This is a genomic window from Clostridia bacterium (assembly GCA_036562685.1).
GTDB lineage: Bacteria > Bacillota > Clostridia > Christensenellales > DUVY01 > DUVY01.
In genome coordinates this window covers 1-15,754 of record DATCJR010000211.1, presented here as the reverse complement: position 1 = coordinate 15,754, position 15,754 = coordinate 1, and the positions used below count along the sequence as shown (strand labels likewise).

Here is a 15,754-nt window from a genome sequence, read left to right as displayed (position 1 = left end):
TTTCTTTTGCATATTAGCCTTTACCGCTTGTTCGTCATACGCCAATGCCTCTCTTTCCACAAAAGTGATTGCGCCTGTAGGACAAGCAGGCAAACAATTACCCAATCCATCGCAATAATCATCTCTTAACAGCTTAGCCTTGCCATCAACAATGCCTATTGCCCCTTCATGGCACGCCTGTACACAAAGCCCGCAGCCGTTACATAATTCTTCATTGATTTGAATTATTTTTCTAACCATTTTTAAACTCCCTAAACCTTTTAATTCTCTATTGACTTTTTGTAATAATATGATACTATAATCAAAATCAAATTTCTGTTGTTTTTACAACGAAAAGGCATAGTTTGATGGAAAAATATCTTGAAATTATAAAAGAATCTTCACTTTTTTACGGCATAAAAATTGATGATATACCGTCTTTGCTTTCTTGCTTGTCCATATATAAAAAGTCATATCAAAAAAATGAGTTTGTGCTGCATAAAGGCGATATTATTAACTCTATCGGCATGGTATTAAGCGGCAGCGTGCATATCCAAAAAGAAGATTATTGGGGAAACCGCAATATTATTTCTGAAATAACCCCTGGAGAGTTGTTTGCCGAAACTTATGCATGTCTACAAAATACACCTGTCAACATAAGCGTTGTCGCTCAAGAAAACACCTTAATTATGTTTATGAATATAACTCAGATACTCACCACATGCTCATCAAGCTGTCAATTTCATATCCAATTAATAAAAAATCTTTTAGCTATAATGGCGCAAAAAAATCTTCTTTTGTCCGAAAAAATCGAACATCTTTCTCAAAGAACGACTAGAAAAAAGCTATTGTCTTATCTGTCTTCACAATCCCAAAAAGCCAACAGCTCGTCTTTTGATATTCCATTTAACCGCCAGCAACTAGCTGATTATTTTTCAATAGACCGAAGCGCAATGTCCAATGAATTATGCAAAATGCGTGATGAAGGACTAATTAAGTTTAATAAAAATCACTTTGTTTTGAACTATATTTCTGAAGACTTATAGCATTATCCATAGTCCAAATATGGACATAGCAAGTGTAGGAACGGATATAATAATTCCGTATTTAACAAAGTCTATAAACCTAAATTTTATACCGTAACGATTGAGTATATTTGTCCACATAATGCCTGCCAAGGCTCCAATAGGAGTAAGTATAGTGCCTAGATTAGAACCGATTACGGCGGCATACAAGCCTTTTAATAATGTTTCTTGAGATAAATGCGTCAAGATGTCCCCAAACATTATACTCATAGGTATATTGTTTATGACATTGGACGCTAAATAAGAAGCAACTCCAAAATTAATTTCTGTAACACCTTTAGACAAATAAGAAGCTATTATATTAAGAACCCCAGCATTGTTTAAGGACAGCACGATTACAAACATAGACAGTATAAAAGGTATAAGCTCCCAAGGCGCTTTTTTTAGACAAACTAACAGTTCTTTTGGCTTAGATCTTTTAATTGCTTTGTAGATCAAAGTAATCAAAAACAGACTGATTACACTAAATAAGCATATTAGCCACATTTCTATTTTTATATAAGAAGATATTGCAATCAAAATAATGCAGCCAGCAAGATGTACGATGCCTATTGTAAGCAGAAACTTGTCTTGAATAACTGTTTGTGTTTGAACAGCTTGAATAGGCTTTTTTAATGATTTTCTAAAAATCAAAAACAAGCATAAAAATGACGTTAGACCTGATAAAATTGCAGGCAAAAACATTACCTTTAGATAATCAAAAAAACTGACATTCAAAAATGTTGCAAGATATATATTGGTCGGATTACCCACGATCAAAAACAAGCTCCAGGTATTGGCCGCTACAAATACCAAAAACAAAAACGGCAAGGGATTGATTTTGGTCTGACGAGCAAAAATGCATATAAACGGTGTAAAGGTCAAGATTATTATGTCGTTGGAAGTGAAGATAGTAAGAACAGAAACTATCAGATACAAATATATAAACAGCTTATATTGACTTCCGCTAGATCTCTTTACCGCAATATTAGCCATATATTCAAAAAATCCCAAACTATCCAAATATATGGACAAAATGGACATTGATATAAACAGTACGAGAATTTTTATCGGGTTAATGCTGCTTGAATTATTGGTAAGTGCTTTTATGACATTGCCAAATTCTACACTTTTAATTAAAATCAAAACAAAAGCTCCTAAAAGGGCTATTAACCAATAAGTAGCAATGCTAAACTTCTTAATTTTTATATTTGGAAAAAATAAAATCGACAATATAATGCCGATACAAGTTACACATGAAACTGCTAAAGTCTGAAACATATAAGCTCCTAATGAGTTAGATTTTAGCACAAACTTAGTAAGATAGTATCAAAAAAATCCCCTAATTTTATGGATGTTTTTAACATAAATATCAAGTGTTTTTCAACAAAAAACCGCCTTTTATTAAGACGGCTGTTTTGCATTTTTAGCTCTGTTTACTTATCCTCTAATACGCTTACCTTCAGTTTGGCAACGATCTCGGGATAAGGTCTTATTTCCACTTCGTATTCTCCTGCTGTTTTTATAGGCTGAGGCAGAACTATTTTCTTGCGGTCAACTTCTATGCCTTGTTTTTTGAGTTCATCAGCAATATTAGCGGATTGAATCGAACCAAAAACTTTGCCGTTGGCTCCGCATTTAACCTTTAGTGTTATATGGGCTTTTCTAATTAATTCAGCTTTTTCAAGCGCCTCAGCACGTTCTTTGGCACGCCTGCGCGCTTCTGCTTCTTTCTTTTGATTAATCTCATTGATTTTGGCAGGGGTTGCTTCTATTGCAAGCTTGTTTTTTATAAGATAGTTTCTGGCATAGCCATCGCTGACATCCAAAAGCTCTCCAGCTTTTCCTTGAGTAGGTACATCTTTTAATAATATTACTTTCATACTAACTCCTTGTGAATTAAAATTATATCATATGCCCCAGCTATTTTCAACAAAAGCCTTAATAATTACAAAGTATAAAAGTTAAAATCATAAAACATACTATGTATAGACTATAATCATTAAAGAAGGTGTATGTTATGAAAGATTTAAAATGTGCTATGAAAGTATGTGTATATAACAAAGGCTATTGCTGTTGCGCTGATGAAATCAAGGTCGCAGCCAATTCAGAATGTCACACTTATACAATCGACGAAGGCAAAAAAGCCGATACAATGTTTGAAATAGGAATGGATGAGACCAAACCTGATTACAGCGTGGACACTAAAGTTAATTGTATAGCACCCTGCATCTTCCAAAAGCACGACAAATGCCATGCGATAGGCATAACAGTTTTAGCAGCAGACGAAAGCGCCGAATGCGCAACATTTGTTTTGAAATAATCTTAAAAATAACACAAAAAAACCGCCTTTTGTAGGCGGTTCTTTTTTATTTTAAAGTGAAACTATTTGCGCTATTTTATACAATTCTTCATCAAAATTACGTTTCATAGATACAGCTTCTATAATGTCCATATCTATTATTTTGTTATTTCTTATACCTACTACGCGGTTTCCAATACCTTTATTAAGAAGCTCTACAGCATGAACGCCGCAACGTGTACCCAAAATACGGTCAACCATAGAAGGTGCACCGCCGCGCTGAATATGTCCTAAAACAGTTGCTTTTACTACGAAATTAGTTCTTTCGCTAAGCTCTTTTGCCAAAACCTCTGCATGACCAGCACCTTCAGCCAAAACAATAATGCCTGACTTCTTGCCTGAATCATAGTTATGAATAAGATTTTCACAAATGCTTTCTATTGTGAACGGCTTTTCAGGTACCAAAATCATTTCGGCACCGCCTGCTATACCCGCATACAAAGCTATATCTCCGCAATGTCTGCCCATAACTTCGACAATGCTAATACGTTCATGAGAGGTCATAGTGTCACGAAGTTTGTTGATAGCGTCTAGTGCTGTGTTGCAAGCCGTATCAAAGCCCAAAGTAAAATCAGTATAGGGCAAGTCATTGTCAATAGTACCAGGAATGCCTATTGTCGGGATTCCGCGTTCGGACAAAATCTTAGCGCCCATAAATGAACCGTCTCCCCCGATAACAATAATGCCTTCCAAGCCTCTTTTCTTGATAACTTCGATCGCTTTGTCCTGACCTGCTTTTTCTTTGAATTCAGGGCATCTTGCGGTCTTAAGTATAGTACCACCGCGCTGAATTATATCAGACACGCTTCTCATATTGAGCGGTTGGATTGTATCATTGATAAGTCCGGTATAGCCCCTCTCAATTCCAAATACTTCCATGCCCAGATATATTCCATATCTTACCGCTGCTCTTATTGCAGCATTCATTCCCGGCGCATCGCCGCCGCTTGTCATTATACCAATTCTTTTCATAATGTATCCTTATAAATGCTTAGTATTTTTTGATTCGCTTTTAATAATTCCGTATGCAGTATAGATTTCGGCATTGCCTTTGATCTTGATTGCCGAAATTTTTTCGGTAAATTGCGCAATCATTACTTCCCCGCTGCCCAGTTTTTCGGTGTGCTGCGGTCTGGTTTCGTCGCCGCGTGATAAGCCGATAATACTGACATCGTCATTAAGTGCTTTTATAACGATATATGAATCAGCCTCACCTTTGAACATCATAAACTCCTAAAATAATGAATATAAAACTTACCATTTTCTTATATTATTATACTATAAATTTATCAACTTTCCAAAAACTTTATATAAAAATATTTTATGACTTTGTAACAAGTCTAATATCATCAGCAGGCAATACTGCCAGCAATTCCACTAATAAGCCATTATGAACATTTACATTGACAGGCATGCGATAGGTTTGTCTTGTTTTGGCATCCATTACAATGACTGGACTATCGCCCATATGTGCATATATTATATTCATAAGCTCATCTGGATAATCAGGATCGCCATCGGAATCTAGTTTGACATTCATTCTAAGATATAATTTATGAGTGACATTGGCTTGGGCGGTAAAAGTGTTTTCTGTCCAAGGAATTATATCGTCTGCCCAAATTACAGGCTTTTCGCCTTCTCTAACTGACAAGGTACCTTTTATCGTTACCATAGTATCTTGAATCATTTTGGGCTTTAGTTGTTTATAATTTCTAGTCCCTACTAAAATTTCCAATGTGCCGTACAAATCTTCCAGCCTTAAAGTGCCGATTTCTTGATTGGTCTTTTTTGTTAATATTTTCCCTGCTTCAACAATTATACCACCGCACTCAACTTTCATCTTGTCTGTTACGGCTACATAATGAACAGTACCTTCTTCATCGATTGATGTGTCTTCTAGCGTTCTTGAAGAAAAGCCAAAAGTCAGGAGCTTTTCTCTATATTCATCCAAAGGATGTGCTGTAATATAAACGCCCAAGACCTCTTTTTCTTTAGCTAATTTTTCCTTTAGTGTGTATTCGTTTACTTTAGGTAATTCATCTTCTTCAGTTTTTGAGCCCATCATATCGAACAGGGACATTTGACCTGTTTCTCTCATTTTCTTTTCTTGGGCAGTACGCTCAATTAGACTTTCATATATGCCCATTAATTGACTGCGATATGCACCCAAGCAGTCAAATGCTCCTGCCAAAATCAAACTTTCCAGCAGTTTTTTGTTAAGAACCGAACTATCCACTCTTTTTATGAAATCGTTGAAATTAACAAACTTGCCGTTTTTTTCACGCTCTTGTATTATGCTTTCAATAGCTTTGATACCTACATTTTTTATCGCTGCAAGTCCTATTCTGACATTTCCGTTTTCCACCGAAAACATTGTCTGAGAATTGTTGATATCAGGCTGCAATACTTTTATATTGCATTCTTTTAAGTACATAAGATAGTTTTTTATTTCGTCTATATTGGTTATTCGGTTATTAAGAACAGCGGTAATATATTCTACTTTGTGATAGCATTTCAAATATGCTGTTTGATATGCAAGATATGCATAAGCTGCAGCATGCGACTTATTAAACGCATACGCTGCAAAGTCCAATATTTTGTTAAATATTTTGACCGCAACATCTTCTGGCACGCCGTTTTTTACTGCACCTACAATATTAGGGTTATTAGGATCGCCGTGTAAAAAGATTTGAATCTCTTTTTTCATTTCGGATTCTTTTTTCTTGGCCATCATACGACGCACGATATCAGCTCGACCAAGAGAGTATCCGGCAAGGCTTCTAACAATCTGCATAACCTGTTCTTGATATACGATAACGCCGTAAGTAACCTTCAAAATAGGTTCTAGTAAAGGATGATCGTATTTTATGCTGGCTGGATTATTTTTACCTTCGACATATTGGTCTTTAAACTTCATAGGACCAGGACGGAATATTGAAATACCAGCGATAATATCTTCTAGACAGGTCGGCTTTAGACTTCTCATAAAGTTCTTCATGCCTTCACCTTCTAGCTGGAACACAGCGTGCGTATCGCCATCGCTTATAAGCTTATATACATTAGGATCGTTATATTCCATGTTATAGAAATCTATTTCTATACCCTTGGTTTGCTTAATAAGTTCAATAGCTTTTGAAATATCGGTAAGCGTTCTCAACCCCAAAAAGTCCATCTTTAGAAGTCCAAGTTTTTCAACTTCTATCATATCAAATTGGGTTGTTATATCTGTACCGCTCATTTGCAAAGGTACATGGTCGCTTATAACATCTTTACAAATAACCACGCCTGCAGCATGCATGCCTGTCTGACGAGGCATACCTTCTATTCTGATAGCCATATCAATAATTTTCTTTACAGAAGGATCACTTTCATACATGGCTTTTAGATCAGGATTGATAAAGTCATTTTTGCCCAGTCCAACCAAATCTTTTAGTTTGGCTTTTTTATCTACCATGCCTATGGTTTTAGTGATTCTATCAGACAAACTATACGGCTCGCCATAAACACGCGCAACGTCTTTTATGGCTGCTTTCATAGCCAATGTTCCAAAAGTAACTATCTGAGAAACGTTTTGGGCGCCATACTTTTTAACAACATAATCAATAACTTCGCCGCGGCGTTCAAAGCAAAAGTCCACGTCAAAGTCAGGCATGGATACTCTTTCTTCATTCAAAAATCTTTCAAACAGCAGATTATATTGCAAAGGCTCTACTTTTGTGATACCCGTAGCGTATGCGACTATACTGCCTACACCGCTTCCTCTGCCTGGACCTACTGGAATGCCTTGGCTTTCGGCATAGTGTATAAAATCCCAAACAATCAGATAATATTCAACGAAACCTAATCTATGGATTATATCAAGTTCATATTCGGCTCTTTGAATTATCTTATCTGTCAAAGTCTTATATTTTTTCTTAAGTCCGTTATATGTAAGTTCTCTTAAATACTCGTAAGGCTGTTTGTTATCAGGAGGGACAAAATTAGGCAACAACGATTTTCTATATTGAAGCCGCATATTGCACTTTTCGGCAATTTCAAGAGTATTGTCTAACGCCTCTTCCACATACCCAAAAAGCTCGTGCATCTCATCATAGCTTTTTAAATAAAATTCTTGGGTAGGAAAATAATCGCCGTCTTCACCACCGGTACGATTGTCAAGCACTTCTCTAAATGAAATGCATTGCAAAACGCTCTGCATTTCGGCGTCTTTTTTTCTTAGATAATGACAGTCATTAGTAGCAACCAACTTAATATCCAGTCTCCTTGCTAGATCAATAAGTTGGGGAAGCACCATAATTTGCTTGTCTATTCCATGGTTTTGAAGCTCGATATAAAAGTCGTCCCTACCAAACATTTCTTTATACATAAGGGCGATTCTTTCTGCTTCTTGAACATTTCCGTTAAGCAAAGCCTGTGGAATAGCTCCTGCAATACAAGCAGAAAGACATACCAAGCCTTTTGAATGTTTTTTTAACAGTTCATTGTCTATACGGGGTTTGTAATATAAGCCTTCAGTATATGCTAAAGAATTGAGTTTAACTAGATTTGCATAACCTTCCTCGTCTTTTGCAAGCAACACAAGGTGGTTAAATTTTGGGATTTTGCCGTTGTTGCTTTCTTTTTTGTGCATATCAGGTGCTACATAAAATTCGCATCCAAAGATAGGCTTAACATTATATTTCTTTCCAGCCTTGTGAAAAGCCTCAACATCGCCTTTTCCGCCTTCTGTAAAATTAACAGCCGCAGCGTCAAATTTGCACGTTGCAAACATATTGCCATGGTCTGTCATTGCAATCGCAGGCATATTGAGTTCGGCGCATCTTTGAAATAACTCATCAAGTCTTATAGCACCGTCAAGCAAGCTGTATTCGGTATGTACATGTAAATGGACAAATTGTTTCATAGGTATTATGATACCATTATTGACTTTTATGTCAACAAATTCCAAAAGCAAAAGTTGTATATTATAAGAGAGAAAATTAAAAAAATACTATAAAGCAACATCAGCAGCTCTAAAATGAGCTGCTGAAAAATATAAAAAAATTATTTGATTATTCTTTTTCAAGAATTTCTGCGATATCTTCTATTGCCTGTTCGGCATCATTACCCTTAGCGGAAATAACAACTTTGTCTCCGTATTTCAGCCCAAGCGAAATCACACCCATAATACTTTTGGCATTAATTTTTTTGAACTTTTGCGAAAAAGAAATATCACTTTCGTAGCGCATAGCTCTTTGAACTAATTGAGCTGCATCCTTATTTAGTAATCCGCCTGTTTTTTTAACGGTGACTTCTTTTATCGGCATCATTGCCCTCCACTAATTTGTTAGATATTTCAATTATTTTTGACATTCGATGATTCAATCCGCTTTTTGATAAATTTAACTTTTCTGCCATTTCCTGCAATGTCGCAGAAGGATTGTTTTTTCTTGCCTGAGCTGCTTCTCTTAGCTTTTGAGGTAAAAAATCCAATCCTTTTGTAGCTTCTATATATGCTATTGCTTCAGTTTGCTTGACGGCATTATATACAGCTTTGTCAATATTGGCGTTAATACAATTGGCTGTACGATTGGCTACATTTCTAACTGATCGTTGTGCAAGCTCATTATATATGTCCAAAACAGCTTTATCTGCTCCTATGCCAGCCAAAAGATTACATATATTTTCACTACTACTTAAGTATAATACATATTTTGATTTTCGCAATATGTTTTTGGAAATTATACCCAAATTACTTAACAATTTTTGAAAGTCAGACGCCAAAGTTGAATTTGAAAAAACAAACTCTAGTCTATAACCTTTTGCTTTTGCTATGTATCCGCCGCCTAAAAATGCACCGCGGACATAAGCATATTTGCCTGGATCATCCATGATCAGATAGCGGTCAATACCTTTGGTTATTTCAAGTTCGCCTTCAAAATTATATCCTATTATTCCACAATCCTGTAAAACATTTTGAGCAACTTCTTGCGGAATAATTGTTTTGTAAACCTGTTTTCCTATAAGAATATTATCTACCGTTAGTGTATTAATTCCATAAAGAGTATTAAGAATTTTTTCTATTCTCAAACTAAGATTTTCGTTTTCACTTACTATTTCTACGCTTAGATTGCCTCTTGAAATAACAATACTGCCTGCAGTATGAATAATTGCCGATAGCTCTATAAGAGCATAACTTTCATCTATTGTCTTTTTTATAATATCATTTTTGGCTATTTGAGAAAAGCTCATATTATTAGGCATATTTGACATCAATCCATCAAAAGATTCCTATGAAAAGTTTCAACATTATATCCGCTTTCGCTTAAAAGTTCTTTTAGACGTTCACCTATTGCTACCGAACGATGTTTTCCGCCTGTGCAGCCTATGCCTATGGTAAGAAGCTGTTTTACTTCTTTGTGATAGTCTTTCAAAACCATAAGCAAAAGATTAAGAACAAGCATACAAAATTCTTCCGCTCTGCCGTCTTTGAATACAAAGTCCCTAACTCTAGGGTCCTTGCCGGTAAAATCCTTTAATTCTTTTACATAATACGGATTATCCAAAAACCTTACATCAAAAACCATATCACAGTCTTTGGGAATGCCGCGTTTAAAACCAAAAGTGACAATTGCGACACCCTGATGACTCTGCATAGTGGCAAATTCATTATATACTCTTTGCTTCAATCCTTTTATGTCTAAAGATGTAGAATCTATTACAATATCGGCGGCATCTTTCAGATCTTTTAGCATTTTTCGTTCTTGTTCAATAGCCTGATATAATGGAATGCCCTTAGCCAAAGGGTGAACTCTTTTGGTTTCGTTAAAACGATTGACCAAAACATCATCTTCGGCATCCAAAAACAAAAGCCGATAATTATATCCATGAAGTTTGAGTTTATCTAATGCTGAATATATTCCTGAAAAAAACTCACCTACTCTTGCATCAGCGCTTATGGCTATGCGGAAGTTCTGATGATTTTTTTCCCTGCTTATTGCCATGGCATATACTGCATCAGGAATAAGCTGAGGCAATATGTTATCCATACAATAAAAGCCCAAGTCTTCCAAAGCGTCAAGGCAGGTAGATTTACCTGCACCGCTCATACCACTAACAATAAGCAAATCCATATTTTTTTATAACCCCTTTTTTATGCGACTTCTAAATACAGGGATTTTATCCAAATTGACAATCTGTTGAGGATTAAGCTTAAGCTTGTCTATCCACTGCATAGGAAGGCTCAAATCTCCCACTCTTTCAGGTTGATGAGCATCAGAATCAGCAATAAATCCAACACCCGTTTCAGCTGCAGCAAGAACTTCTTCTTCTGTCATACTTATGCGTTTACCGTTAAGCTCCATATATACGCCCAGTCTTTTGCACTCTTTGGCAAGTTCAACTACATCAACTTCAATTCCGTATTTTGGATGCACGACTATGTCTATGGGATAACGATTAATAGCATTCAAATAAGCTTCTGTATTTCTTCCGCGTCTTAAATCTGATTTTTTGTGGCGCGGAAATTGATTGGGTAAATAGAAAGAAAAGAACGCTTTCGGCGAAGACGGAAAAATAAGTTTATGATATCCGCAAAGTATTATATCAAGATTTTCTATATCTTCGTCTTTTATATCAATATTACCGCTGTTGCTCTGCAAATTGGTTTCTAGTCCCAAAAATATATCGATATCATACTTGTCCTTTATATTATTGATATCTTTTCTCATGTATTTGAAGTCAAATCGTCTTACGTTAAACACCATGTGTCTAAAACCGTGATCGGTTATCGCTATCTGTTTTAGACCTTTTTTCACTGCCTGCTGGACATTATGTTCTATTGTTCCCAAAGCATGACTATATATGGTGTGAGTATGATAATCGCCTAAAAATTTCATTAAAATTCTCCGAGTATGCGTATCTCCAATTCAGGCATTATTCCTGTCTTATCAAAGATTGTATCTTGCATATATTCTATCAGCATCAAAACATCTTTGCAAGTAGCATTACCTTTGTTGATTATAAAATTGGCATGGGCAGGCGACACCATAGCATCACCTATTGTATAGCCTTTTAAACCCGCTTTATCCAGCACTTCTCCAGCCGATATATCCTTCATTTTTTTAAAAACGCTACCGCATGTTCTGCCGCCTACTGGCTGAGATGATATGCGTCTTTGCTGATAATCTTTTACCTTTTGTTCAAGCCTTTCTTTTGTATCGGGTACTAGACCAATTTTTGCAGAAGTGATTATCAAATCTGGCTTGTTCATAAAAACGCTGTGTCTGTAATCAAAAAGGCACTGTTCATTGCTTAGTTTTTCAAAACCAAAGCCGTTAAAAACCTCAACTTCTAATATGCAGTCTGAAATAGAGCCATCATAAGCGCCTGCATTCATCAGCACTGCTCCGCCAACAGATGCAGGTATGCCTATAGCCCATTCTAGTCCCCTAAGTCCTTGCGATACTGTAAGGTTGGCAAGCCTTATAAGACTGGCTCCTGCTTCTGCAAATACAAAACGGTCTTCTATTACTATTGAATCCATACCTACAAGCTGAATTACAGCGCCTCTTATGCCTTTGTCACTTATAAGAAGCTTGCTGCCGCGTCCAATAACAGTAATAGGGAAATTGTGTTGATGCGCCCATTCGGCGGCTTCATACAAGTCAGGCTTAGAACGGATTTTTATAAAATAATCTGCATTTCCGCCTATGCCCATAGTCGTATATTTGGCAAGATTTTCATTTTCCAATATTTCAATATTACCAAATTTTATCATAACTAATCCTTGTTTTAATGATTTTATTCAAAATTTATATTCCCAATTGACTTTTTATTTCATTTCTTGTTTCTTGATTACCCTTGGTAGCCGATATCGTCAATTCGTGTAGAGAATCCAACTTTTTGGAGCTTATAAATGCATTAGGAATAACCAAAGAGCTTTGTAACGCAGCTTCCATGTCTTTTAGTAGCTGTCCAGTGTAACATTTGGTGCCATCGACTCCAAACATTCCTACGCTTGTAAGACTTCGTTGTGCGGACTCTGAGGTAAGATATTCTATTATCAATTGCACTTTTGCTTGAGTGTTTTGATCTTTTGAAGTAATAGCTACATATTGGACAAGATCTGTATAACCTTGCAAAAATTGCACTTCAAATTCAAAAAAGTTATTCTGGCTGATGCGATTTAAGACTCTATGTAAATCTCTTTGTGTTCCCAATAACATGCACGCCGCACCTGAAACAAAGCTGTTATATGCTTCAAATTGGTTAGGTGCCCATAAAATTGAATTTTCAATGCTGGTTTGTGATGTGTTTTTTAATACTGCTGCAAGCGGCAAATTATTTTCTCTCGCCGTAACAACTGAGTATCTAATACTTTTTCCTTTATTATAAGTATAGCCTGCTTTGTATATATTATCTAATAAATTGGCTTTTGTGTCAATTGAGGCTTCTTTCATAAAGTTGTTGTTGCACAAAACAAAATACCCACCTGTCATATATGCAACAGCTTTTACTTCATCTCCTACCGTTCCTGATACTATAAAGTCCTCTCTTATGTTAAGCTTTCCGCGGTACGAAACCGCATAGTCCAAAAAAATATCGCCTGTGCCTGTTCCAAAACTAACCAAATCCGGCAAATGCCCTTGATCAACTAGATTTCTAGCTTCTGTAGCTGTCAGCGTTTTTATGCTGACCAATAAGCCTTTATGCTTTTTTTCAAGTTCTATCATTTGCCTTAAGAGATATTGGTATCTGTTAAAACTTCCTCCTTCGAAATTTTCTATATGCCACATATTAACAAGCCCGGAATAATCTTGTTTTGGCGTTTGTTCAGATTTTTTTAGACAAGGAAATACCAAAATAGGCACTAATATCAAAACAGCCGCCAAAAATACATACGGCAATATTTTCAACAGCTTTTTTACCCAGACTTTCATACAATATGATATGACGAAAGCCTTTGCTATAATACGCATTTTGCGTATTATACTAAAAATAAAAATGCTGTCTTGTCAAAATACCAAAACAGCATTTTGAATAATTCTGTGTTAAAAAAGATTATAAAAAAATCCCTCAAATGATATTTTGAGGGATTTTTTTGCTATCTTAAAATTATTATTCGGTTTTTTGAGCAAGTTTTTGATAATTAGCCAATCTTGCTTTAGCATCGTTTTGAGCCTTTTCAAACAGCTTAGAAGCTGCATCAGGATTGGTCTTTTGCAATGCTGAATAACGTGTTTCCTTCAAAATGAATTCTTTATAATCGCCTGTAGGCTCTTTTGAATCCAAGATGAAAGGATTTTTACCTTGTTCTGCAAGTTCAGGATTGTATCTATATAGATGCCAATAACCGCTTTCAACTGCTTTCTTAGTTTCTAGCTGTCCATTGGACATATCAATACCGTGGTTGATACATGTAGCATAAGCAATAATGAGTGAAGGTCCTTTATACTTTTCAGCTTCAATCATAGCTTTGAGAACTTGGTTCATGTTAGCACCCATAGCTACCTGAGCTACATATACATAACCATAGCTCATAGCCATCATACCCAAATCCTTTTTCTTGGTGTATTTACCGCTTGCAGCAAACTTAGCAACTGAACCTGTAGGTGTTGACTTAGAAGCCTGACCACCTGTATTGGAGTAAACTTCGGTATCAAGTACCAAGATATTGACATCTTCACCAGAAGCAAGTACATGGTCCAATCCGCCATAGCCGATATCGTAAGCCCAACCATCACCACCAAAGATCCAAATAGACTTCTTAACTAGGCAATCTTTTGCTTCTGCGATTTGTTGCAATACTTCTTTTAGCTCGCCGCTAGCTTCAGATACCTTTTTGTCTATAATTTGCTTTATAGCTTCGCTTGTAGGCTTTGATGCATCGCCATCGTCTTTTGTTTCAAGCCATGCATTGAATGCTGCTTTGGTTTCTTCATCTGCACCCAACTCGATTGCTTTTAACATATGGTCAGCAAGCAAGTTTCTTCTTTGGGTATATGCTAGTTTCATACCATAGCCGTATTCTGCATTGTCTTCAAACAAGCTGTTAGCCCATGCAGGACCTTCGCCTTTAGCATTCTTGGTATAAGGCACTGTAGGCGCGCTTCCGCCATAAATGCTTGAGCATCCTGTAGCATTGGCAACAATCATACGATCGCCAAACAATTGTGTTACCAGCTTAATATAAGGAGTTTCTCCGCAACCAGCGCATGCGCCTGAGAACTCAAATAAAGGCTGACGGAACTGGCTTCCTTTAATTGTGTCAACTTTATATAGATTGTCTACAATAGGCAATTTCTTAGAGAATTCGTAATTTACTTTTTCTTTTTCAAGAACGTCCTCAATGTCAACCATAACCAAAGCTTTATTCTTGGCAGGGCAAACATTAGCGCAAGAACCGCAACCTGTACAATCTAACGGGCTGATCTGGATTTTGAATTCATATCCTTTTTGTGCTTGAGCAGGCAATGTTACGAAATCTTGAGGCTTATTAGCCAAATCTTCAGTTTTAGCCAACGAAGGTCTAATAACTGCATGAGGGCAGACAAATGAGCACATGTTGCATTGAATACAATTTTCAGGTATCCATTTAGGAACAACAGGTGCGATACCGCGTTTTTCAAATTGTGTTGTGCCTGTAGGAACAGAACCGTCTGCGTTAAATGCGGATACAGGTAATTTGTCACCTTGTTGCGCCAATATAACCTTGATAAAGTTCTGGAAGTACTTATCAACATGTTCTTCTTCGACAGGAGCGCCTTCTGTTGTAGTAGCCCAGTTTTCAGGATATTTTATTTCAACAAGACCGCTTATTGCTTGGTCAATTGCGTTACAGTTAGCCATAACTACCTTGTCGCCTTTCTTGCCGTAAGTTTTCTTAGCTGCCTCTTTCATATACTTTTCGGCATCTTCATAAGGAATAACATTAGCAAGCTTGAAGAATGCTGCCTGCATTACAACGTTTATGCGGTTGCCTAGGCCAACTTCTTGCGCAATCTTTCTTGCGTCTATATTGAATAATCTAATCTTTTTCTTAGCTATTTGATTCTTCACAGAAGCGGGCAATTCTTTTTCAAGAGCTTCTTCATCCCAGTGTGAGTTAAGTAAGAACGTTCCGCCTTCTTTTAAGTCGCTTAACATATCATAGCGAGTTACATAAGAAGGGTTATGACAAGCTACAAAATCAGCATGGTCAATAAGATATGTGGATTGAATAGGCTTCTTACCAAATCTTAAGTGAGATATGGTTATACCGCCGGACTTCTTAGAATCGTAAACAAAATATCCTTGAGCATACATATCAGTATGATCGCCTATAATCTTAATGCTGTTTTTGTTAGCACCTACAGTACCGTCTGAACCA

15 protein-coding genes are annotated in these 15,754 nt (G+C 36.5%); 2 read left to right on the top strand and 13 right to left on the bottom strand.

Going from position 1 to position 15,754, the window contains the following annotated elements:
* A partial coding sequence (locus tag VIL26_09045) for a 4Fe-4S dicluster domain-containing protein (GenBank protein HEY8391072.1) occupies positions 1-240 on the bottom strand: 240 nt, incomplete at its 3' end.
* A gap of 107 nt (positions 241-347) precedes the next feature.
* On the opposite strand from VIL26_09045, the gene VIL26_09040 reads away from it, so the two are divergent.
* Positions 348-1,025, top strand: coding sequence for a Crp/Fnr family transcriptional regulator (locus VIL26_09040; GenBank protein ID HEY8391071.1), 678 nt, complete (start codon positions 348-350; stop codon positions 1,023-1,025).
* On the opposite strand, the gene VIL26_09035 is transcribed toward VIL26_09040, so the two are convergent.
* Entirely contained in the window at positions 1,020-2,324 is a 1,305-nt protein-coding gene (locus VIL26_09035; protein ID HEY8391070.1) for an SLC13 family permease, read from the bottom strand. The genes VIL26_09040 and VIL26_09035 overlap by 6 nt on opposite strands.
* A 155-nt stretch (positions 2,325-2,479) precedes the next feature.
* On the bottom strand, positions 2,480-2,926 hold the full coding sequence (rplI, locus tag VIL26_09030) for a 50S ribosomal protein L9 (protein ID HEY8391069.1): 447 nt from the start codon (positions 2,924-2,926) through the stop codon (positions 2,480-2,482).
* 137 nt (positions 2,927-3,063) lie between these two features.
* Here rplI and VIL26_09025 point away from each other — a divergent pair, with 137 nt between their 5' ends.
* Positions 3,064-3,366: a DUF1540 domain-containing protein gene (locus VIL26_09025; GenBank protein HEY8391068.1), complete on the top strand. Its 303-nt coding sequence runs from the start codon at positions 3,064-3,066 to the stop codon at positions 3,364-3,366.
* Positions 3,367-3,417: 51 nt separating this feature from the next.
* Here VIL26_09025 and pfkA read toward each other — a convergent pair whose 3' ends face one another.
* From pfkA to nifJ, 10 genes are all read right to left on the bottom strand, one after another.
* Entirely contained in the window at positions 3,418-4,377 is a 960-nt protein-coding gene (gene pfkA, locus VIL26_09020) for a 6-phosphofructokinase (GenBank protein ID HEY8391067.1), read from the bottom strand.
* Between the two features lie 9 nt (positions 4,378-4,386).
* The gene (gene mtrB, locus VIL26_09015; GenBank protein ID HEY8391066.1) at positions 4,387-4,632 is read right to left on the bottom strand and encodes a trp RNA-binding attenuation protein MtrB; all 246 of its coding nucleotides are present in this window, start codon (positions 4,630-4,632) and stop codon (positions 4,387-4,389) included.
* Between the two features lie 94 nt (positions 4,633-4,726).
* A complete protein-coding gene (locus tag VIL26_09010; protein HEY8391065.1) occupies positions 4,727-8,353 on the bottom strand; it encodes a DNA polymerase III subunit alpha in 3,627 nt (1,208 codons plus the stop codon).
* A gap of 103 nt (positions 8,354-8,456) precedes the next feature.
* Entirely contained in the window at positions 8,457-8,711 is a 255-nt protein-coding gene (locus VIL26_09005) for an HPr family phosphocarrier protein (GenBank protein ID HEY8391064.1), read from the bottom strand.
* Positions 8,686-9,657, bottom strand: a complete 972-nt coding sequence (gene whiA / locus VIL26_09000; GenBank protein HEY8391063.1) for a DNA-binding protein WhiA — start codon at positions 9,655-9,657, stop codon at positions 8,686-8,688. Before whiA ends, VIL26_09005 begins: the two co-directional genes overlap by 26 nt.
* Entirely contained in the window at positions 9,657-10,517 is an 861-nt protein-coding gene (gene rapZ / locus VIL26_08995; protein HEY8391062.1) for an RNase adapter RapZ, read from the bottom strand. Before rapZ ends, whiA begins: the two co-directional genes overlap by 1 nt.
* A gap of 6 nt (positions 10,518-10,523) precedes the next feature.
* Positions 10,524-11,282, bottom strand: a complete 759-nt coding sequence (locus VIL26_08990) for a PHP domain-containing protein (GenBank protein ID HEY8391061.1) — start codon at positions 11,280-11,282, stop codon at positions 10,524-10,526.
* Positions 11,282-12,163, bottom strand: a complete 882-nt coding sequence (murB, locus tag VIL26_08985; GenBank protein ID HEY8391060.1) for a UDP-N-acetylmuramate dehydrogenase — start codon at positions 12,161-12,163, stop codon at positions 11,282-11,284. The genes VIL26_08990 and murB overlap by 1 nt, the downstream gene beginning before the upstream one ends.
* Positions 12,164-12,197: 34 nt before the next feature.
* Positions 12,198-13,364 (bottom strand): hypothetical protein, encoded by a 1,167-nt coding sequence (locus tag VIL26_08980; GenBank protein ID HEY8391059.1) that lies wholly within the window; start codon positions 13,362-13,364, stop codon positions 12,198-12,200.
* Between the two features lie 139 nt (positions 13,365-13,503).
* Positions 13,504-15,754: pyruvate:ferredoxin (flavodoxin) oxidoreductase (gene nifJ / locus VIL26_08975; protein ID HEY8391058.1), on the bottom strand; the 2,251-nt coding region annotated here is incomplete at its 5' end.

Excerpts from the sequence above, each read along its gene's own strand:
- VIL26_09035 (HEY8391070.1), bottom strand. The coding sequence starts at position 2,324 with ATGTTTCAGACTTTAGCAGTTTCATGTGTAACTTGTATCGGCATTATA.
- VIL26_09025 (HEY8391068.1), top strand. The coding sequence starts at position 3,064 with ATGAAAGATTTAAAATGTGCTATGAAAGTATGTGTATATAACAAAGGC.
- rplI (HEY8391069.1), bottom strand. The coding sequence starts at position 2,926 with ATGAAAGTAATATTATTAAAAGATGTACCTACTCAAGGAAAAGCTGGA.
- VIL26_09040 (HEY8391071.1), top strand. The coding sequence starts at position 348 with ATGGAAAAATATCTTGAAATTATAAAAGAATCTTCACTTTTTTACGGC.
- mtrB (HEY8391066.1), bottom strand. The coding sequence starts at position 4,632 with ATGATGTTCAAAGGTGAGGCTGATTCATATATCGTTATAAAAGCACTT.
- whiA (HEY8391063.1), bottom strand. The coding sequence starts at position 9,657 with ATGTCAAATATGCCTAATAATATGAGCTTTTCTCAAATAGCCAAAAAT.
- VIL26_09005 (HEY8391064.1), bottom strand. The coding sequence starts at position 8,711 with ATGCCGATAAAAGAAGTCACCGTTAAAAAAACAGGCGGATTACTAAAT.
- murB (HEY8391060.1), bottom strand. The coding sequence starts at position 12,163 with ATGATAAAATTTGGTAATATTGAAATATTGGAAAATGAAAATCTTGCC.
- VIL26_08990 (HEY8391061.1), bottom strand. The coding sequence starts at position 11,282 with ATGAAATTTTTAGGCGATTATCATACTCACACCATATATAGTCATGCT.
- pfkA (HEY8391067.1), bottom strand. The coding sequence starts at position 4,377 with ATGAAAAGAATTGGTATAATGACAAGCGGCGGCGATGCGCCGGGAATG.
- VIL26_08980 (HEY8391059.1), bottom strand. The coding sequence starts at position 13,364 with ATGCGTATTATAGCAAAGGCTTTCGTCATATCATATTGTATGAAAGTC.
- rapZ (HEY8391062.1), bottom strand. The coding sequence starts at position 10,517 with ATGGATTTGCTTATTGTTAGTGGTATGAGCGGTGCAGGTAAATCTACC.